17 protein-coding genes and 1 tRNA gene are annotated in these 19,019 nt (G+C 40.1%); 8 read left to right on the plus strand and 10 right to left on the minus strand.

Annotated features, from left to right (window positions below; translation table 11 throughout):
* The first annotated feature begins 27 nt into the window (after positions 1-27).
* Entirely contained in the window at positions 28-1,359 is a 1,332-nt protein-coding gene (murD, locus tag SYN7502_RS07610; protein ID WP_015168267.1) for a UDP-N-acetylmuramoyl-L-alanine--D-glutamate ligase, read from the plus strand.
* Here murD and SYN7502_RS07615 read toward each other — a convergent pair.
* The 4 genes from SYN7502_RS07615 to malQ all read right to left on the minus strand — a co-directional run bounded on the left by SYN7502_RS07615 (position 1,349) and on the right by malQ (position 5,054).
* Positions 1,349-2,794 (minus strand): mechanosensitive ion channel domain-containing protein, encoded by a 1,446-nt coding sequence (locus SYN7502_RS07615; RefSeq protein WP_015168268.1) that lies wholly within the window; start codon positions 2,792-2,794, stop codon positions 1,349-1,351. The genes murD and SYN7502_RS07615 overlap by 11 nt on opposite strands.
* Positions 2,795-2,800: 6 nt before the next feature.
* Positions 2,801-3,070: a hypothetical protein gene (locus SYN7502_RS18240; protein ID WP_051023595.1), complete on the minus strand. Its 270-nt coding sequence runs from the start codon at positions 3,068-3,070 to the stop codon at positions 2,801-2,803.
* Between the two features lie 31 nt (positions 3,071-3,101).
* Positions 3,102-3,401 (minus strand): photosynthetic electron transport-dependent transcriptional regulator PedR, encoded by a 300-nt coding sequence (gene pedR / locus SYN7502_RS07625; RefSeq protein ID WP_015168270.1) that lies wholly within the window; start codon positions 3,399-3,401, stop codon positions 3,102-3,104.
* Between the two features lie 156 nt (positions 3,402-3,557).
* Complete coding sequence (malQ, locus tag SYN7502_RS07630) at positions 3,558-5,054, minus strand: 4-alpha-glucanotransferase (protein ID WP_015168271.1); 1,497 nt, start codon at positions 5,052-5,054, stop codon at positions 3,558-3,560.
* An 87-nt stretch (positions 5,055-5,141) separates the two neighbouring features.
* Between malQ and SYN7502_RS07635 the strand changes: the two genes are divergently transcribed.
* A complete protein-coding gene (locus tag SYN7502_RS07635; RefSeq protein ID WP_041430037.1) occupies positions 5,142-6,215 on the plus strand; it encodes a histidinol-phosphate transaminase in 1,074 nt (357 codons plus the stop codon).
* A gap of 38 nt (positions 6,216-6,253) precedes the next feature.
* A tRNA-Met gene (locus SYN7502_RS07640) sits at positions 6,254-6,327 on the plus strand.
* A gap of 194 nt (positions 6,328-6,521) precedes the next feature.
* On the opposite strand, the gene SYN7502_RS07645 is transcribed toward SYN7502_RS07640, so the two are convergent.
* The 3 genes from SYN7502_RS07645 to ftsY are packed head-to-tail and all read right to left on the minus strand — an operon-like array spanning position 6,522 to position 9,776.
* A complete protein-coding gene (locus tag SYN7502_RS07645) occupies positions 6,522-6,788 on the minus strand; it encodes a hypothetical protein (protein ID WP_015168273.1) in 267 nt (88 codons plus the stop codon).
* A 57-nt stretch (positions 6,789-6,845) separates the two neighbouring features.
* The gene (locus SYN7502_RS07650) at positions 6,846-8,204 is read right to left on the minus strand and encodes a PP2C family protein-serine/threonine phosphatase (protein WP_015168274.1); all 1,359 of its coding nucleotides are present in this window, start codon (positions 8,202-8,204) and stop codon (positions 6,846-6,848) included.
* Positions 8,205-9,776 (minus strand): signal recognition particle-docking protein FtsY, encoded by a 1,572-nt coding sequence (gene ftsY, locus SYN7502_RS07655; RefSeq protein WP_015168275.1) that lies wholly within the window; start codon positions 9,774-9,776, stop codon positions 8,205-8,207.
* A 247-nt stretch (positions 9,777-10,023) separates the two neighbouring features.
* Between ftsY and SYN7502_RS07660 the strand changes: the two genes are divergently transcribed.
* Both SYN7502_RS07660 and SYN7502_RS07665 read left to right on the plus strand, forming a co-directional pair.
* Positions 10,024-10,506 carry a Dps family protein gene (locus tag SYN7502_RS07660; RefSeq protein ID WP_015168277.1) on the plus strand — a complete coding sequence of 161 codons (483 nt, stop codon included), beginning with the start codon at positions 10,024-10,026 and terminating at the stop codon, positions 10,504-10,506.
* Positions 10,507-10,813: 307 nt separating this feature from the next.
* Entirely contained in the window at positions 10,814-11,977 is a 1,164-nt protein-coding gene (locus tag SYN7502_RS07665) for a GuaB3 family IMP dehydrogenase-related protein (RefSeq protein WP_015168278.1), read from the plus strand.
* Positions 11,978-11,993: 16 nt separating this feature from the next.
* On the opposite strand, the gene SYN7502_RS07670 is transcribed toward SYN7502_RS07665, so the two are convergent.
* Positions 11,994-12,383, minus strand: coding sequence for a VOC family protein (locus SYN7502_RS07670; protein WP_015168279.1), 390 nt, complete (start codon positions 12,381-12,383; stop codon positions 11,994-11,996).
* A gap of 234 nt (positions 12,384-12,617) precedes the next feature.
* On the opposite strand from SYN7502_RS07670, the gene SYN7502_RS07675 reads away from it, so the two are divergent.
* Positions 12,618-14,255: an iron uptake porin gene (locus SYN7502_RS07675; protein WP_015168280.1), complete on the plus strand. Its 1,638-nt coding sequence runs from the start codon at positions 12,618-12,620 to the stop codon at positions 14,253-14,255.
* Positions 14,256-14,331: 76 nt separating this feature from the next.
* On the opposite strand, the gene SYN7502_RS07680 is transcribed toward SYN7502_RS07675, so the two are convergent.
* Complete coding sequence (locus SYN7502_RS07680; RefSeq protein ID WP_015168281.1) at positions 14,332-15,924, minus strand: NB-ARC domain-containing protein; 1,593 nt, start codon at positions 15,922-15,924, stop codon at positions 14,332-14,334.
* Positions 15,925-16,046: 122 nt separating this feature from the next.
* Here SYN7502_RS07680 and SYN7502_RS07685 point away from each other — a divergent pair, with 122 nt between their 5' ends.
* Complete coding sequence (locus tag SYN7502_RS07685; RefSeq protein WP_015168282.1) at positions 16,047-16,658, plus strand: DedA family protein; 612 nt, start codon at positions 16,047-16,049, stop codon at positions 16,656-16,658.
* On the opposite strand, the gene SYN7502_RS07690 is transcribed toward SYN7502_RS07685, so the two are convergent.
* The gene (locus SYN7502_RS07690) at positions 16,651-17,343 is read right to left on the minus strand and encodes a response regulator transcription factor (RefSeq protein ID WP_015168283.1); all 693 of its coding nucleotides are present in this window, start codon (positions 17,341-17,343) and stop codon (positions 16,651-16,653) included. The genes SYN7502_RS07685 and SYN7502_RS07690 overlap by 8 nt on opposite strands.
* A gap of 81 nt (positions 17,344-17,424) precedes the next feature.
* Between SYN7502_RS07690 and SYN7502_RS07695 the strand changes: the two genes are divergently transcribed.
* Positions 17,425-19,017 (plus strand): hypothetical protein, encoded by a 1,593-nt coding sequence (locus tag SYN7502_RS07695; protein ID WP_015168284.1) that lies wholly within the window; start codon positions 17,425-17,427, stop codon positions 19,015-19,017.
* Positions 19,018-19,019 lie beyond the last annotated feature (2 nt).

Raw genomic sequence — 19,019 nt, forward strand, 5'->3', positions numbered from 1 at the left:
CTAAATATTATTTATCCAAAAGCAAAAATGCCGATCGCACATGTATTAGGGCTAGGAAAATCTGGAGTTGCGGCAGCCCGTTTGTTAAAATCTAATGGCTGGCAAGTGGCGGCAAGCGATCAAGGAACTAACCCCAGCTTAATGCGACAACGAGATTTGCTAGAGTCTGAAGGCATTGAAGTAACACTAAATAGTAGCCCTAGCTGGGAAGACACCTCAATTGAATTAATTATTGTTAGTCCAGGAATTCCTTGGGATAGCCCTATTTTACAAAAAGCGAGAAATTTAAGCATTGAGACCATTGGCGAAGTGGAGTTGGGTTGGCAATACCTTCATAAAATTCCTTGGTTAGCAATTACTGGCACCAATGGTAAAACTACAACTACAGCTTTAGTGGCGGCAATTTTTCAAGCGGCAGGGATAAATGCTCCCGCTTGCGGCAATATTGGTGTACCTGTGTGCGACGTTGCCTTAAATTCTCAACTACCTGATTGGATTATTGCCGAAATTAGTAGCTACCAAATTGAGTCGGCTCCCAGTATAAATCCGCAAATTGGTGTGTGGACAACCTTTACTCCCGATCATCTCAATCGTCATCGTACCGTTGAGGCGTATCGAGATATTAAATATAGTCTGATCAAGCGATCGCGGCAAATTATTTTAAATAGCGATGATCAATACCTGTCCCAACATGGTGCTTCCCTATGTCCTCAGGCTGTATGGACATCCTGCACTAATTCTACTAATGGGGCATACATTGAGGCGGGATGGGTAAAATTTGCTGATCAAGATGTAGTAGCTGTACATAAATTTAAGTTGATCGGGCAGCACAATCTCCAAAACTTATTAATGGCGGTAACCGCAGCAAAACTGGCAGGAATTAGTTCTGAAGCTATTGCCGCAGGAGTAGCTGAATTTAATGGGGTTGCCCATCGCTTGGAATATATTTGTGATCGCCAAGGGGTACAGTTTATTAATGATAGTAAAGCCACTAACTACGATGCCGCATTGGTGGGATTACAAGCCATAGAAAATACAACCATCCTAATTGCTGGCGGCGAACCTAAAACTGGAGAACCCCAAGCATGGCTAGAACTAATTAAGCAAAAAGCAGCTAAGGTACTTTTAATTGGAGAAGCTGCTCCCTTATTTGCCAAATTGCTCCAAGGGGTAAATTATTCTACCTATGAAATTGTAAATACCCTTGAAGTAGCAGTCCCTAGGTCATTAACTTTAGCGGTAAGCCTTAAGGTTAAAACAGTTTTATTCTCTCCTGCCTGTGCTAGCTTTGATCAGTTTGCTAACTTTGAACAACGGGGCGATCGCTTTCGAGAACTATGCCTAGATATTAACGCCTAAGATTAGGTTGGATTGATTTTTGGAGATTATTTAATGCCCTCCGTCGGATTTCTAGAACTTGACTAATTTCACGGGAAAAACTCGGTTGGCGCTCGATCATTTTATCCACTTCATTGGCAGAGATCATCATCAGTTCTAAGTCCTGCTTCGCCCTAACAGTAATCATGCTGACCTCTCCTGAAAATAGCGTCATTTCACCAAAAAACTCACCCGGATTAATTTGGAGTACCTCATGTTCATCGCCATTGGGATCAACTACGGTCATTACGGCGATACCGACAATCACGATATATAAGGCACTACTAGGATAACCCTGTTGAATCACATTCTCCCCTGCACCAAAATGTTGCAAATTTATATCAGGCGATCGCAGGTTATAGTCCCGTTCCAGTGGCACAAAAGCAGGAATCGAATCTAGGCTTTGGGCAAATTTCTTACTACCCTCTGCCTGTGAAGTTGGTCCGTGGAAATGATAGAGAGTGCGAATCGGAAAGGGAATATTGAGATTATTGCGTTGGGCAGCATACCAAACCCTGGTCATAAAGCGATCGCGAATTTCTTCTAAGTCGGCATAGTCTTCGATAAAAAACTTCACCTCATAGGTAATTGATGAATCGCTATAGCCTAAGGTAAAAATATACGGCTCTGGATTAGCCAAAATGCCTTGAGTCTCTAGGGCAGTGTTTTTTAAGACGTACTTAGCAAGGTTAGGGGGGTCTTTATAGGAAAACCCCACTTGGACTCGTTCCGCATGAATCCGTTGGGGGCGACTAAAATTACGAATTACTTCCCCCGAAATTACTTTATGGGGAATAACCACCATTTCCCGTTCTAGGGTGACAAGACGAACCGATCGCCAATTAATATCAATTACCTGTCCCACTAAACTACCAACTTTTAACCAGTCCCCTACCGAAAATGGTTGCTCAAAAAGGAGTGCAATTCCTGACATAACACTGCCCAGAGTATCTTGCAATGCCAAACCAATGACGATCGAGCTTACGCCTAAGGCAGTCACAAGTCCAGCTAAATCAGCATTCCACACCGTTGCCAAGACGATCGCTGTCCCTAATAGCACCAAAAACAAGCGGGACAAATCAATTAATAACTTAGGAACCTTTGCCTGCCAAGTGTCCGCCTTTGCCTGCTCAAATAAAACTGTATTTAGTAGTGATAACGCACCATGAATGACACAAATCCAGAGGAGGGTCTGGATACTTCGTACCCGTTCATCTTGAGGTGGTAGCTCTAAAACATGTTGAGTAAATAGTAAAAAAATTAGTACGGGTAAAACTAAATTTCTAATAATTTGTAAGGTAGCGACAAAGGGCTGTTTTTGCTTTTGCAGACGATGAATTAATTCTCCCAATAGAACCACTGCCACAGGGAAACCAATAATTAAAGCGATCGCCCAAAGCCAGAGACCGTTAATCAAGATCAATTAGCTCCAATTACTTGTCATTACCTCTAAATCAACACTAGCTTTAGTCTCAGCTACTTGGTGCCATGTGCCGTAGTGATTTAGGATTCGAGTGATTAGCTCTGGCATAGCATTATTATTATCCGAGTTGTGATTAACATCGGGATCAAAGGTAATACTTATCGCCGCAATTTGACTGTCATTATAGTCAAAATTCTGAGCATCTTGCCAATGTAACTCAGTACTTACGGCGGGTACTTGCCCTAGGTGAACAGCCAACTCTTTATACATAGCTAGGGGCAGAGATGGCGAAAAACTAATTCTATGCACTCTGCAATTCATCTTGAGACTTGGGAGACTTGGGCTTGTTAATTATGCAACAATTTACCTGATCAATACAGACTTTGCCCCATTGCAAAGCCCATCGTACTAATGCCACCCGATTATCGGTATGGGTTTTTGTCAAAATATTACTGATGTGATTATCTACGGTGCGTTTACTAATTTCCAACTCGGCTGCTATCTCTTGATTGGTTAACCCCGAGGCAACTAGCTCAATTACCTGAAGTTCTCTGTCTGATAAGGATGTGACGTTGGGAGTGAGTTGGAGTGAGTTGGTCATAGCTAGGTGATATAAATACTTATCAATATGTTATCAAGATGGGGATCATAATTGGTGACTAGTTTTTGGCTAATTTTCACCAATGTTGCCTAAATGTTGCCTAACGGAAATTACCAAAGTGTATATTCAACCATTTAAAATGACTTTTACAACCAACTATCGGCTGTATAGCTGCGTTAAATTGCGGAGGCGATCGCTTAAGTCAGAAGTTAATAAATCGTTAGAACTATAACGCCAAGCCCAGTTACCTGTGGCAGTGCCGGGCATATTCATCCTTGCTGTGTTATCTAAGCCCCAAATATCCTGTAAAGGGATCACCGCCAAATCAGATACCGATGCTAAAGCTAGTCGAATTAATAGCCAATTTATTTCCTTAACCTCATCTACTCCAACATAATTTGTCAATAATTCTTGCTCATGCTCACTTGCACGTTGCCACCAACCCACTGCCGTATCATTATCATGGGTGCCAGTATAAACTAAGCTATTTTTAACATAGTGGTGGGGGAGATAAATATTGTTAGAGTCGCCCCCAAAGGCAAACAGTAAAATCCTCATCCCCGGAAATTCAAATTGATCCCTGAGTGCCTCAACTTCAGGGGTGATAATTCCTAAATCCTCTGCCAAAATTGGTAACCCACCTAAAACTGCCCTTAAAGTCGTAAATAGCTCCTGCCCTGGTGCCAATTTCCATTCTCCATTTATGGCTGTATCTTCACCCGATGGTACCTGCCAAAAGGACTCAAACCCACGAAAATGATCGATGCGAATAATATCCACATACTGCAACATGAACTTAAAACGATTAATCCACCAGCTAAAATTATCCTGTTGCAATACCTCCCAGTTATAGACTGGATTTCCCCATAACTGCCCTGTCTCACTAAAATAGTCCGGTGGCACACCAGCCATTAATGCAGGTTCAAAACTTTCTGGATCAAGGACAAAGATACTAGGATTTGCCCAGACATCAGCACTATTGTGTGCAACATAAATGGGAATATCGCCAATAATTAAAATTTCCTTTTGATTGGCATAGCCGCGTAATTCTGCCCACTGCTTAAAAAACTGGAATTGCAAAAATTTATGGAAGCTAATTTGCTCTTGGAGAAGTTCAGTATGGTGACGGATTGCCTCTGGTTCCCGTTGGGCGATCGCCTCCTCCCAGGTATGCCAAGGCTTATGTTCGTAGGTTTCCAAGATTGCCATGAATAGGGCATAGTCATCTAGCCAGATACTTTGGTTTGCACAGAAATCTGTAAATTCAGGATTTTCATTAGTAATAAAGCGATTTTTAAATCGATCATACGCCAGTCGGAAAATATTAGTCTTATAGGGAATTACTCGATCAAAATCCGTGAAATCTCGCTCAAAATCTGGTAAGGATTCCAAATCTGATTCCCATAGTAATTCCTGCTTGATCAATAGATCGGGACTAATTAACATAGGGCTGCCAGCGATCGCACTGAAACACATATAGGGAGAATTACCGTAACCAGTGGGTCCTAGGGGTAAAACCTGCCAAAGCTTCTGTCCACTTGCTTCCAGAAAATCTATAAATCCATAGGCAGAGGTGCCTAGGTCACCAATTCCAAATCGACTAGGTAAGGAGGTGGGGTGAAGCAGGATTCCACTGGAACGTTTGAACGACATGGCAAAGTCTGAATATAGGGATTTAATTTACTCTATCAGTAACTGGTATGATCTTCTATGTGTCAGATTTCAAACTCTAAAACTCCAATGCCCTCACCTATTCGACCTGATTTAGCTGCGTTGTCCTCCTATCAAGCTGAGGAATATTTAAGTCTAGATCATCCTATCGATAAACTTGACGCCAATGAGGTCTCCGTAGATTTACCCGATTGGTTTAAACAAAAATTAGGAGCGATCGCCCAGTCGGAAATTTTGGCTAATCGTTATCCCGATGGTAGTTATTTAAATTTAAAGAAATTGATTGCCGAATACACAGGAGTACAGCCCGATCAAATTTCCCTAGGTAATGGCTCCGATGAATTAATTCGTTCTCTATTAATTGCCACCTGTTTAAGCTCTGATTCCAAGCATGGTAGTATTCTGACCCTAGAGCCGACTTTTTCTATGTACGGAATTTTAGCGCAGGGACTGGGGATTCCTGTAATTAAAGTGCCTCGTCACCACAATGATTTCAGTATAGATATAGAAGCTGCCAATATCGCCATCTTATCTGGAACAATTAAGGTTGTCTGTTTAGTTCATCCCAACTCGCCAACGGGCAACTTATTAAATGCTCAAGAATTAGCTTGGGTGCGATCGCTCCCTGAACATATACTGGTGGTAATTGATGAGGCATACTTTGAGTTCTCAGGTCATAGCCTGGTCCCGGAGTTAGCTCAGCATCCCAATTGGTTAATTTTGCGTACTTTTTCTAAAGCCTTTCGTTTAGCAGCCTATCGTGTTGGTTATGCGATCGCCAACGTCGAATTAGTCACTGCCCTCGAAAAGATTCGCCTACCCTATAACCTGCCCACAATTTCTCAACTGGCGGCAGAGTTAGCCATGGGACATCGCCATGAACTGCTGTCGAATATTCCCGAAATTTGTCAAGAGCGGGATTTTCTATTTACACAAATTAAAAATCTAGGCATTTCAGTATGGAAAAGTGATGCCAATTTTCTGTATCTTCGTACCCCTAAGGACTCAGAAATCCTGAGTTCTCTAAAAACCAAGGGTACACTAATTCGGCAAACTGGCGGAGGACTGCGCCTCACCATTGGAACTCCAAACCAAAATCAACGGACTTTAGAAAGATTAAAGGAATCGATCAATTATTTTTAACACAATTCCTCTTATTTCTGATACACTAGTACAACTGTCGCGGGGTAGAGCAGCCTGGTAGCTCGTCGGGCTCATAACCCGAAGGTCAGTGGTTCAAATCCACTCCCCGCCATTTTTTATTCTGTATCTGCAAATCAAGGCTCGTTAATTATAAGTGTTCAATAGGGTAATCAAAAATGGGTACCCAGACATTTTTTAAGGTGGTTTAACATCGATTTATCTGGATTTAGGTCATTTAATAATGAACCTTAAGTACCCCACATTCATAACCCCTTGGACGATTACCTTTTATTTTTGAGCCAAGATTTAGAACGAGGTAATACTCTTAAATAGGTAGCCTAAGGTAAGTCCAATCAGTAATGCCCATACCTGTCCGCTTCTAATAAAGTTGTTCCAGCCGCCAGCTATATCTTTAGAGACATCTTGTTTGAACTGTTGTGCAAGTGGCTGCCAATCTAGGTGCAAATGACTAAAATTTAACGAACTAAAGTCAAAAGAGCTAAGGTCGAAAGAACTTAGTTCTAATGTTGCGATCGCATGGTTAACTGCATCTAAGCCGATTTCAATCATCATATTTTTGTGGTTTTGCTTAAGTTTGATCTGAAGTTTAAATATATATACCTTACTTTTCTAATTTTGTACCTGTAAAACTATTAGAGTCATGTCATCACTGTAGGTTGATTCTTTGCCTATAAAGTTTTCCAATTTTTCAAAAATGTAATCTAGGATTAACTGTGGATAGTTATTGGTTTCAGGTTTATAGTCTTTAGAAATTTTTTGACAAGCTTGATTAAGGTAGAATCTCAAATTTTCCTCATCAAAGCGATCTCCTTTAGTGTTGGCTGCCTCCGTAAAACCATCGGTGTAGTAGATCACAACATCTCCAGCATAAAGTTGGACATTGCGTTCATCGTACCTAGAACCGGGTTCTAAGCCAATAATGGCACCCAATGTATCCAGGGAGCAAATACTGGAGTTCTGAGATCGCCATAATAGAGCGGGTAAATGGGCAGCATTACTGTAGGATAGGACTTGCTTTTTAGGGTCATATTCTGAGTAAAACATCGTTACAAATCTGTGTGACTTATCTAAGTCATCAAACATAATTTGATTAAGATGCTCTAAAATCATGCCAGGACTATGACCATTCAAAACTTCAGCCCGCAGCATCCCCCTAGTCATGGTCATAATTAATCCTGCTGGCACCCCCTTCCCCATGACATCACCGACCACAATACTCCAACGTTTACCTTTTTGAATGGGAATGAAATCATAATAGTCACCCCCCACCCGACTAGCAGTTAAACATCTGGCTGCTAATTGCAGTCCTTGAATATGGGGACAGTTTTTGGGCAAAAGTTGGCGCTGGATTTCGGCACCAATCTCTAATTCTCGATCTTGCCGTTCTTTTTTTATTAATTCTGTAGCTAAGGTATTATTCTCGATCGCCACTGCCGCTTGATCTGCAACTAGGCGTAGTAATTTTTGTCTTGTCGTATTCCAAGTGTAATTTTGGTCATAACTAAAAACGTATAATCGACCAACTACCGCATTTTTAATTAAAATTTGGGTGTAAAAAAGCTTAACGACAGAGCCGAGGGCATGCTGGACTACTCGATCTAAAACTTCAACCGAACCAGAAAGTGATTGAATCTCCTGCTCTAGCCGCCGCCGTAGGTGCTGGAATTTAACCTGATTAGAGACTTGCTCATTGTACTGTAAAGACTCTAAACGAGCCTGTCCATCGGGCTTAAATATGATTAAAAGGGAACCATCAGCATTATTTACTCGACTGGCGAAAAGTGGTACTACTTCCAAAAACTGATTAAGATTATTGAAACTTCTAAGCCCAAATCCCAAAAATCCTAGTAATTCCTGAATCTGCTCTTGCTCTTGTTTTGTCTCAGCTTCATTTTTCCCCGTTGTTGCTAACAGCGTAGGAGTTTTTTGCGGGTCTGGGGTTTTACGAAGTGAGGGAATAAAGGACATTTAACTACTCAAAAGTGCCTCAACAAATTCATAACTAGAGAAAGGTCTAAGGTCATTAATACCCTCTCCAGCTCCAATAAACCGAATCGGTAGTCCAAGTTGTTGTACCACAGCGATCGCCACCCCACCTCGGGCTGTACCATCTAGCTTAGTAAGGATAACCCCACTAATCCCAGCAGACTTAGTGAAAACTTCCGCCTGTCTTAAACCGTTCTGCCCTAGAGTTGCATCTAAGACTAGCAGAGACTCTACCTTTGCACCAGTAGCTTTTTTATCGACAATGCGGCGGATTTTACTCAATTCATCCATTAAATTCTGTTTGTTTTGTAGCCTTCCCGCAGTATCTACCAAGAGAAGTTCTGTCCCACGAGATTGAGCAGACACGATCGCATCAAATACCACTGAAGCTGGATCAGTATTTTTGCCAATATTAGCAATGACTTCAACCCCAGAGCGATCGCCCCACACTTGCACTTGTTGCACAGCAGCAGCCCTAAAGGTATCGGCGGCGGCAATTAAGGTACTATACCCAGAATTTTTAGATAAATGTGCTAACTTACCAATGGTTGTGGTTTTACCTGCACCATTTACCCCAGTAATTAACCAAACATTAAGCTGATTCTGTTCGGGAGCTAATCTCACTGGAGTTCGGGTATTTTGAAATGGCTGCTCTAATATTTCCTGTAAAATTTGTTTTAAAAAAGCGATCGCGGCCTCGGGAGGTAGAACTTCATCACGGATTTTAGCTTGAAGTTTTTGAATAATTAAGTCCGTAGCTTTTACACCCACATCGGCTTGGAGCAGTAAAGCTTCAATCTCATCGACCGCATCAGCATTAAGTGGTCCCTTACCCACCAGAGCTTTAAGCTGATTTACTAAACTAAGACGAGTTTTATCTAAACCCTGCCGTAGTCGTTTTAACCAAGCAATTTCCTCTACTGAGACATCTTGAGGACGACGACCCTGAGCCGCTAAAATTTCGGCTGACCACAGAAACCCCTCATCCAATCCTTGATCTACTGGTAATTCTGGAATTGAACTAGCGATCGCAATTGATTCTGTTACATCGACTGGTTCTTCGATCACATTAGCATTTAGGGCAGCAATCCGAGCTTGGCGATCACTATCTGCCCAAAAGGGTAAAGACTCAGGTTCTTTAACTTCTATAGCTTTTATAACTTCAACTTCTGAAATTTCCGAGATTCCCTCACTCGATTCTGAGCGATCGTTTACTACTTGCGGATCAACATTATCGACAATAGTTTCAATAGGGGTTTCTGATAATGCCGTCTCTGTAAGTTCTAAAACTTCTGGCTCAGATATTTGTACACTTAATGATTCTGGTGGGCTAACTTCCGTAGATTCAGATAATGATTCAGTAGCTAAGGTATTAGATGTATTTTCATTATTCTCCCTTGCCTGAATATTGGCATAGGCGGTTTTTGCCCAGTTGAGTAAATCTTGAGCGGGGACAGCAGGTGTATCAACTTTCTCCACAGGTTTTTCGTCAGGAGTTACCGTATTTTTCTCCTGCTCATCATCAAATTTGCGCCGAAACCAGTTGAATACCATGTCAAAACCTGCTTTAACCTTATAAGACAAATATTATGGGGGTAATTAATCGAGAAATTATTAAATTTGAGAAATTATTAAATTTTAATTTTAAACAAACAAATTCTAAACAAACATTAGACAAACATAAATTGAGATTACTGCGTCTGGATCTAAATCTTTGATCAAAACCCATTGAGCTTCAACTGCTCTAAACTTATGATTAAGGCAATAAAAGACTAAATTAAACACCTCAGGTAAAATTACTATGCCATCATCAGCTATTGAAATTAATCTTGGAATTGATGCCCAAGATAGAGAGGAAATTGTTGCAGGACTATCTCGGCTCCTTGCAGATACCTATACCCTTTATCTAAAAACCCATAACTTTCATTGGAATGTCACAGGACCAATGTTCCAGACATTACATCTGATGTTTGAAGGACAATATACAGAGTTGGCATTAGCTGTAGATTTGATCGCTGAACGGATTAGATCACTGGGATTTCCTGCCCCCGGCACCTATTCCGACTATGCTCGACTTACTTCAATTCCAGAAACCATCGGAGTCCCCAAGGCAGAAGAGATGATTCGCCTGCTGGTAGAAGGACAAGAAGCAGTGGTGCGTACTGCTCGATCAATTTTTGCCGTGGTAGATAAAGCCAATGATGAACCTACAGCAGATTTATTAACTCAAAGAATGCAGGTACATGAAAAATCTGCATGGATGCTCAGAAGCTTATTAGAGTAGTCTTCTCACCGAATTAAATAGAATTGAATTAGATGACATCGGATAAATTTTAGAATAATGGGGTAGGCTTCAGGGATGTAAAAACTCTCAAAAATTTTGAGCCTACTCTTTAAAAATATCTTTAATGCTTTTAGCATTTTTAGCTATGGCTTTATGGGATTTAGATCTAGGATATTTACAAAATTAAAGACAAAAAATAAAAATTTAATAAAAGTTTATCTAACGTCCTGATTTTTGGTATTATTTAATACCTTTGACAACATTTCTCAGACTCTGTTAGTCTGTCTTAAAGATCGGGAGCAAAATAGTGAATATTCAAATTGGACGGGGAAAATCAGCGAGAAGAGCCTACGGCATTGATGAAATTGCCCTAGTTCCTAGTGGTAAGACTCTTGATCCTAGCCTAGCCGATACCTACTTAACCATAGGTAATATCCGTAGAGAAATTCCCATAATTGCCAGTGCTATGGATGGAGTGGTTGATGTCAAAATGGCGGTGTTACTCTCAGAGTTGGGTGCTTTCGGAGTCATTAATCTGGATGGCATTCAAACAAGGTACGAGGATACAGCCCCGATTCTCGATAAAATTGCTTCTGTGGGTAAAGAAGAATTTGTCGGTTTAATGCAGAAACTCTATGCCGAACCTGTCAAGCTTGAACTAATTGAGCAAAGAATTAAGGAAATTAAAAATAGCGGAGCGATCGCTGCCGCAAGTAGCACTCCTATTAATGCTGAAAAATATGGGTTCCTAGCTACTCAAGCAGGCTGTGATTTGTTTTTTGTCCAATCTACCGTCGTCTCCACAACTCACTTGTCTCCAGATGGCTTTAAGTCCTTAAATCTGGCTGAATTTTGTCAGAAAATGCCTATTCCCGTAATTTTAGGAAACTGTGTAACCTACGATGTCACCCTCGAACTACTACAGGCGGGTGCCGCAGGAATTTTAGTGGGAATTGGACCTGGTGCAGCTTGTACCTCTAGGGGTGTTTTAGGTGTGGGCATTCCCCAAGCAACGGCTGTAGCTGATTGTGCAGCAGCTAGAGATGATTTTTATACCCAAACTGGAAAATATATTCCCATAATTGCCGACGGCGGACTAATTACAGGTGGGGATATTTGTAAATCGATCGCCTGTGGTGCAGATGGAGTGATGATTGGTTCACCTTTAGCACGGGCAGCAGAGGCTCCGGGTAGAGGTTTTCATTGGGGCATGGCAACGCCTAGTCCAGTTTTACCAAGGGGAACAAGAATTAAAGTTGGAACTACGGGTACGATTGCCCAAATTTTGAGAGGTCCTGCTGGACTAGATGATGGCACCCATAATCTATTAGGCGCACTTAAGACTAGTATGGGTACCTTGGGAGCAGAAACTATCCGTGAAATGCAACAGGTTGAAGTGGTAATTGCTCCATCATTATTAACTGAAGGCAAGGTTTACCAAAAAGCACAGCAGCTTGGTATGGGTAAATAATATATCTAGGGAGAAGTTAATTTTGGATTAATTCAATTGGCAAACCGTCAGTATCGGCAATAAAGGCAACCCTATAAGTGCGATCGCCAATTTCTTGAGTCCTAGGGGTAAGTAAGAGCTTAAGTTTACCTAACTTTGCCACTAATTCCTGTAAGCATAGTTCCAAGTTATCCACTTCAAAAGATAAATGGTAATAGCCTACATAACTTTCTGCCTCAAAACCATTGGCAGTTGGTTGTGGTTCAGGTACCTGCATTAGCTCAAGCCTTGTATTAGCTCCAATCATCCAGCAAGCAAGGGTAATACCAGACGTAAATCGACTTTCCACGGTAAAACCCAAAGCCTCATAAAAGGCGATCGCCTCAAAAATATCTGCGGTTTTAATTGAGATATGGTGGGAACGCATTGACAGCTTTTAAAGTCTCCAATTTACATCAATCCTAATATTCTGTAACTTCTATTACAGCAAACCTTAACCATTAGTTAACCAAAATCACTGTCCAATTTAATAATTTTCAATTAGAATAGGCTTATGTTCAGTATGAACTTTGCCAAACAAGATTAAATGCCGTGTAAATCTGCAAATCTAGACAGCAAGTTTAATCGTATAAAACTAAAACGAAACGTGAGGAATTTTCAAATGTCAAAATCAAGACTAGGTTTTCTGGTAGCTGCGATCGCTACAACGTCTGTGCTTGGAGTATCTACTGCATCTGCTGCTCCTGAGAGTGGAACTGGTACTCAATTGATTCAAAACATGAATCGTGATGCCCTGATTGCTAACCCAACCATCTTACAAAATACCAACGCCCAAGTTACATCCGTATCTCAATTCAGTGATGTCCAACCCACCGACTGGGCATTTACCGCACTGCAATCTTTAGTAGAAAGATATGGTTGCATTGCTGGTTATCCTGATAGCACCTACCGTGGTTCAAGGGCTTTATCCCGTTATGAATTTGCTGCTGGCTTAAATGCTTGCTTAGACAAAATCAATGAATTAATTTCCTCAGGACTAGCTGATAAAGTAGGCAAAGAAGACTTAGCTACCTTACAAAAACTACAGGAAGAATTTTCAGCTGAACTAGCTGCCCTCAAAGGTCGTGTAACTGCCCTCGAATCTAAGACTGCTACCCTTGAAGCTCAGCAATTCTCTACTACTACAAAACTAACTGGTAGTGTAATCTTCACTGGTGCTGGTTCCTTTGGTGATAATTCTGCTGTTGATGGAAACAGAAACATTACTTTTGCTGGACGTACTCGTTTGAACTTTAACACCAGCTTTGGAGGAAAAGATTTACTATTTATCCGTTTGCAAGCTGGAAATATTCCTAACAATGCTGGTGGCAACTTACTAAGGCTAGCCTTTGATGAAAATACAGCTACCGCAGCAGGTGGCTCCACTCTTAACGTTCAACTTGATAGACTGTATTACCGTTTCCCTTTAACTAACCAAATCAACTTACTGGTTGGTACTACAGTAAATATTGAGGATGTCTTGGATGTCTCTAACCCTGACTTATTAAGTTCTGAGACAGGTTCAATTTCACGCTTTGCTCGTCGTGATCCATTAATCTTCCGTGGACAAGGAGATGGAAATGCTGCTGCTGCCGTAAAAATCAAGTTCAATGATCAATTTGGCTTAAATATTGCTTATTTGGCTAACCAAGCTCAAAACCCATCAACAGTTTTAGCTGATGCAGGCGTATTTGGTGGTGGTTATACAGGTGCTGTTCAAGTTTTATTCACTCCCTTCAAGCCCCTTGCCTTAAGCTTTGTATACGAACGTACTTACGATCCATCTCCAACTAACCTTTCGTCTGGCACTGGTACCTCTCTAGCTAACACTACCTATGGGCTTGCTTCAGTAGGTGGAAGTGCTGACAGATTTGGATTCCAACTAAACTATAACTTTAGTCCTAACTTGAGCTTTAATGGTAGAGTCAGCTATGCCACTACCCGTGCGGTGAGTGGGGATACAACTGCTGATATTTTGAGTTGGTTAACTTCTATTACCTTTAAGGATTTGTTTGTTCAAGGTAACCAAGCATCTATTGCCTTTGGTCAACCTCCTTATGTAGTTGGCGGCAATATTGCTCGTGCTGATAGCTCTCAAAATCCATATCACATTGAAGCCTTTTATCGCTTCCAACTTAGCAAAAATATCTCTATTACTCCTGGCTTAATTACCGTTCTGAATCCAGGTACAATTACTGGTGGTGGTGTAGATAATAGACCTGAATTTGTTGGAGTACTACGTACTAGCTTGACCTTCTAATCTAGGTTAAAACTAACTTAAAAATACTAACTAAAGGCAGTTCTGTGATAGGGGCTGCTTTTTTGTGGGCGTAATCTTAAATCCAAATACCGAGAAGTGTCATATTTACCTCGACGTATCCTCCTTGGTTAAAGGATTTAGCTAGAACTTGCGTAAGATCAATGGACTGGTTAATAAGTACTAGGGTATCTTTTAAGGGCTTAAGGGTCATGCGAATTTGGGCAGCGCGGACAGTATCAGGCGCAAAGTCTTCGACGAGACTATGACTGTGTAAGAGCTTAAGAGATGATAAATTCTGATTGATGGCGATCGCCCGTATTTCTTGAGATACCTGTTCGAGAAATTTTTTATTTACATACTTAGTTAGTACTGGTTCTAGTAAAAATAGGACTTCTTCACCCGCGGAGACTTTTTCAATGAGTGATCGCCAACGTAAGGATTCTAGGGCATTTAATAATTCGGCACCTCCGTTAGGCATAACAGATCGCAGATCATTTACCGATGTGGGACGTCGCTTGATTGCTAGCCAATAGATTACATCTTTTTCCAAATGAGAAAGTCGCTCAAACTGCTCATATAAGAGGGTTTGTAATACATCTCCTAAGACAAGAGCGGTTTGCTTTAGAAATGCGGAAATATTGCAATCAAATAATTCATTAATGGTACTTGCCACAATTTTGAGGGCGGCGGGATTACCTCGATATTGTTGAATGAGTTGATCTATGCCTGCTTGATCCCCAGCAAAGCCTTTAGTCTTGAGGAGAGCGATCGCTCCTTGTTTTTCCAGACCTTGAAGTTTGTAGGAACGGAGACTATCACTTTGAAGGAGAGAAATTTGTTTGGGTTGTTCTCGACTGATCACTAAAATGCAGCTTTGATGCCTTTCTATACCTAAGCGTTCTAAAAATTGCCCATAGTCTGAGTAGCCTTGGCGATAGGAACCAACGAGTTCTCCATCTTGGAGGGTGGCTTCAAAGTCATCAATAATAATTAGACAGCGATTATTTTTGAGAATTTCGATAAATTGGGATAACTCTTCGAGCTTTGGATCGGAATTGGGTAAAAATCGACATAAGTCTGCTAAAAGTTGGTTTAAGGGTGGAATATATTTAAGCGATCGCCAGATTAAGTAAGTAAATTCCCCTTGTAATTGTTCTGCTAATTTTACAGCTAGGGCGGTTTTGCCGATTCCTCCCATTCCCCACAGGCATATTTCTCGACAGTGATCGCTAATAATATAACGTTCTAGTTCTTGAAGCTGGTCTTCTCTTCCTAATAATGTGGTAATTTCTGGTGCTTCGCCCCAATCCTGCTTTCCAGATATTTTGATGTCTTGACGACGGGATGATTCCACTTTTTTATAGCCATTATCAGCTAACCAATCTCCTACAACTTCCCATTTCAATGTATTGGGGGGATGGGCAGTGAGTTCTTCGATGTAGCGATATAAGCCCTTATTTAACTCAACCCTTAATGCCCCAGATGTCCAACTTAGTTTGAATGCCAACTGTCCCGGGCGATACCGACAGAGTAGCCCTCTTAAACAGGCTTTTTCCATGGACTTAAGGGGTTTGTGGTTAACTTTTTCTAAGTCTGCATAGAGTTTTTCCAAGTGCCAAGCTTGTTCTGCTTCAGTAAATAGACTGCTAAAATTATCGGCATTAGTCATTGGCTTTTACAGTCTTGATCATTCAGACTCTCGATCTGCATCCTAGCAAAGAACATACACAAAAATAACTGTCAACACACCTAACGTATTGTTAGATCAACTCTAAATTTACTAAATTTATTATGCTTGAGTGGGTAACGGAAACAATATATAACCTTGGATATGTGGGCATTGGATTTTTAATGTTTTTAGAGAATTTATTTCCACCAATTCCATCAGAATTAATAATGCCTTTAGCAGGTTTTGTGGTGCAGCAAGGCAAAATGGATTTTACACTAGTTGTCTTGGCAGGAGTTGTGGGAACTGTCCTAGGAACTTTACCTTGGTATTATACAGGACGATTATTGGGTGAAAAAAGATTGACAAGATTTTGCGATCGCTATGGTAAGTGGATCGGAATTTCTGGAGAGGATATTAGTAAAGCTACCAGATGGTTTGATCATCATGGCAATAAAGCTGTACTTTTTTGTCGCCTTGTTCCTGGAGTAAGAACTTTAATTTCAATCCCTGCTGGCATTGGCAACATGGAGCTAGTAGCATTTTTAGTTTACTCTAAGATCGGTACAACTCTATGGGTGGGGTTGCTAGCCTATGCGGGGTTTATCTTGGGACAGAATTATAAAGTAATTGAAGGGTATATCGATCCAGTTTCTAAGGTGGTTGCGATCGTAATTATTGGGACTTTTTTAGGTTATGTGCTGGTCAAATTTACTAGAAAAAATGCTACTAGATAACTAAACCATTTTGTAAGGCATAACGGACAAGTTCGGTGCGGCTGCTAGTACCAGTTTTATTAAATAGACGGCTTACATACTTTTCCACATTACGAATAGTGGTGCCTAAGCGACTGGCAATTTCTTTATTCATTAACCCTTCCACTACCAGTTCTAAGACACTTTGTTCACGGGCAGTAAATTCAATTTTGATGGTCGGTACTTTGGTGGCAACATTAATGCGCCCTTCATTGGGTTTTTGTTTTAGTAATGCCTTAATTTCAGCAATTTGATCGGCTAAATCGGCAATTTCTGGCGGGGTATTAGTTTGCAGACCTCTTTGTTTTAGGAGGTTTTCAATAATTGCAACTAATTCATCGGGATCAAAGGGCTTGGATAAATAGGCATCACATCCCGCTTGATAACCCAGAATGCGATCGCTCGTCATCCCACGGGCAGTTAAAAATATAACGGGTAATAGGGCAAATCTTTCATCGGCACGCATTTGCTTGAGAAATTCATAGCCATTAACTTGGGGCATCATGACATCGGAAATCACAAGGCTAGGGGTGAAATGTTCAATTAATGTCCAAGCTTCTCGAGCATTACTAGCCACAGTTACGGTAAAACCACAGTCTTCTAGGTAAGCTTTAACTGCTTCACGCACTCCGGGTTCATCGTCAACTAGTAGCAAATGTCCAGACATATATTTAGATCAACTATTTAGATAAAGTATGTAGTATATAAGTTTAATTTTAGACTTGATCTGTACGTTCCCCCGCAGATTATGCAGCGATCACCCCACTCTCTATTCCATTATAAAACCTTAGAAAAACGGATGCTTTCCTTTGGGTTTCCTAAAAATTTGAGCGATCGGCTTCAAGTAATTAAAAAATGGGTGGCATATATTCAATCTGGTAATCAACCCAATCCAGTTAGTGATGCTGAATTTATCCATGATTTATGTGTAGATGTTTTAGGCTATCGATCGCCATTTATTCCTAATACTAAAACTTGGGAATTAGAATTTACACCTACACCTGCGTTAGGATTCTTTGGTACAGAATCAAGTCATGTATTAGCAGAAATTATAATTGATGATATTTGGGTACAACCGCAACTAAATTATGCAACAACTGCTTGGGTTATCGTTACAAATTATAAATGGATACGGTTATATGCCCGTGAAAGTATAGGGATATTCTATGAGCAGTTTAATTTAGAAGATATTGTTGATAATTATGAGTACTTAAAGCAGTTTTATTTCATGCTTTGTCGGCGGACTTTATTAAGTGCCAACTCCCAAGAGCAATCCCGTTTATCTAAATTATTAGACGAATCTCAGACCTTAATTCAAGATGTAATTAACAACTTTTATTATCAATATTGCAAAATTCGTGGAGAGCTAATTAAAGATTTTTGCTATCGTCTATCTTCTCATTCAGATTTGAAGTCAAATTTAGATTTAGAATTCAATCATACAAATATTAAATTTATAGCGATCGCTAAGGCACAGAAATTATTAAATCGGATTTTATTTATTAGCTATGCTCAAAATCATCACCTATTACCAAATACTTTAATTATTAATGCCTTTGAATTTATTAATCCTTATATTTATCAGCCAATTTGGGCAAACTATAAGGCTATATTCAGTTGGATTTATAAAGGCAATGCTGGGCAATCAGTATTTGGATATGGCAGTAGTTTATTTGAACACGATCCAATTTTAGATGAATTATTATTCGTAGGTGATGAATTATGTAGGCAAATCAAAGAACTCAGTCGATTTAATTTTTACGATGATATTTCTGACTTGGCGATCGCTTATATTTTAGAAGAATTAAACAAAGATGTAGAAATACTTAAAATTCAAGATTCATTTAAGCGCAAAAAACTTAAATATCCTAGTAAAATTTTGCAAATGTATGAATCAGTAGAAAATCTAGTTAAATCTCAGTTAAACCGAAAAGTTCAACTCGAAACTAGCTCTCAAATTAATAGTTGGACACTACATAAAATAGTTTTAGAAAATTTTAAAATATACGCTCCCGAATGTAAATCTGGCATATTCCTAGTATTAGCTTTGAATATATTACTAAGACAATATCAACAAATATATGATGCGCTTAACTTAGAATCTGATCCTAAGGTTGCTGTTAGAGTTTTACCAGACCAAATTTTACAAAATCAAATCTATGGCAGCGATCGCAACTCAGAATCTGTGGAAATTACTAAGTTAAATCTGTGGCTGCATACAATCACTGCAAATCAAACTCTTTTAGACTTAGATCATAATATTCAAGTTGGTAATAGTCCTAGCTTTTCCGAAATTATAAATCTTGCCCAAACCACGGAAAATTTGTTGATTTTAAAGTAATT

Source organism: Synechococcus sp. PCC 7502, from assembly GCF_000317085.1.
GTDB lineage: Bacteria > Cyanobacteriota > Cyanobacteriia > Pseudanabaenales > Pseudanabaenaceae > PCC-7502.

Bases quoted from the DNA above. Each gene is read 5' to 3' on its own strand.
- SYN7502_RS07650 (WP_015168274.1), bottom strand. From the start codon at position 8,204: ATGTCCTTTATTCCCTCACTTCGTAAAACCCCAGACCCGCAAAAAACT.
- SYN7502_RS07660 (WP_015168277.1), top strand. From the start codon at position 10,024: ATGCCATCATCAGCTATTGAAATTAATCTTGGAATTGATGCCCAAGAT.
- SYN7502_RS07685 (WP_015168282.1), top strand. From the start codon at position 16,047: ATGCTTGAGTGGGTAACGGAAACAATATATAACCTTGGATATGTGGGC.
- SYN7502_RS07675 (WP_015168280.1), top strand. From the start codon at position 12,618: ATGTCAAAATCAAGACTAGGTTTTCTGGTAGCTGCGATCGCTACAACG.
- SYN7502_RS07695 (WP_015168284.1), top strand. From the start codon at position 17,425: ATGCAGCGATCACCCCACTCTCTATTCCATTATAAAACCTTAGAAAAA.
- SYN7502_RS07645 (WP_015168273.1), bottom strand. From the start codon at position 6,788: ATGATGATTGAAATCGGCTTAGATGCAGTTAACCATGCGATCGCAACA.
- murD (WP_015168267.1), top strand. From the start codon at position 28: ATGCCGATCGCACATGTATTAGGGCTAGGAAAATCTGGAGTTGCGGCA.
- malQ (WP_015168271.1), bottom strand. From the start codon at position 5,054: ATGTCGTTCAAACGTTCCAGTGGAATCCTGCTTCACCCCACCTCCTTA.
- SYN7502_RS07670 (WP_015168279.1), bottom strand. From the start codon at position 12,383: ATGCGTTCCCACCATATCTCAATTAAAACCGCAGATATTTTTGAGGCG.
- SYN7502_RS07690 (WP_015168283.1), bottom strand. From the start codon at position 17,343: ATGTCTGGACATTTGCTACTAGTTGACGATGAACCCGGAGTGCGTGAA.
- ftsY (WP_015168275.1), bottom strand. From the start codon at position 9,776: ATGGTATTCAACTGGTTTCGGCGCAAATTTGATGATGAGCAGGAGAAA.
- SYN7502_RS07680 (WP_015168281.1), bottom strand. From the start codon at position 15,924: ATGACTAATGCCGATAATTTTAGCAGTCTATTTACTGAAGCAGAACAA.
- SYN7502_RS18240 (WP_051023595.1), bottom strand. From the start codon at position 3,070: ATGTATAAAGAGTTGGCTGTTCACCTAGGGCAAGTACCCGCCGTAAGT.
- SYN7502_RS07635 (WP_041430037.1), top strand. From the start codon at position 5,142: ATGCCCTCACCTATTCGACCTGATTTAGCTGCGTTGTCCTCCTATCAA.
- pedR (WP_015168270.1), bottom strand. From the start codon at position 3,401: ATGACCAACTCACTCCAACTCACTCCCAACGTCACATCCTTATCAGAC.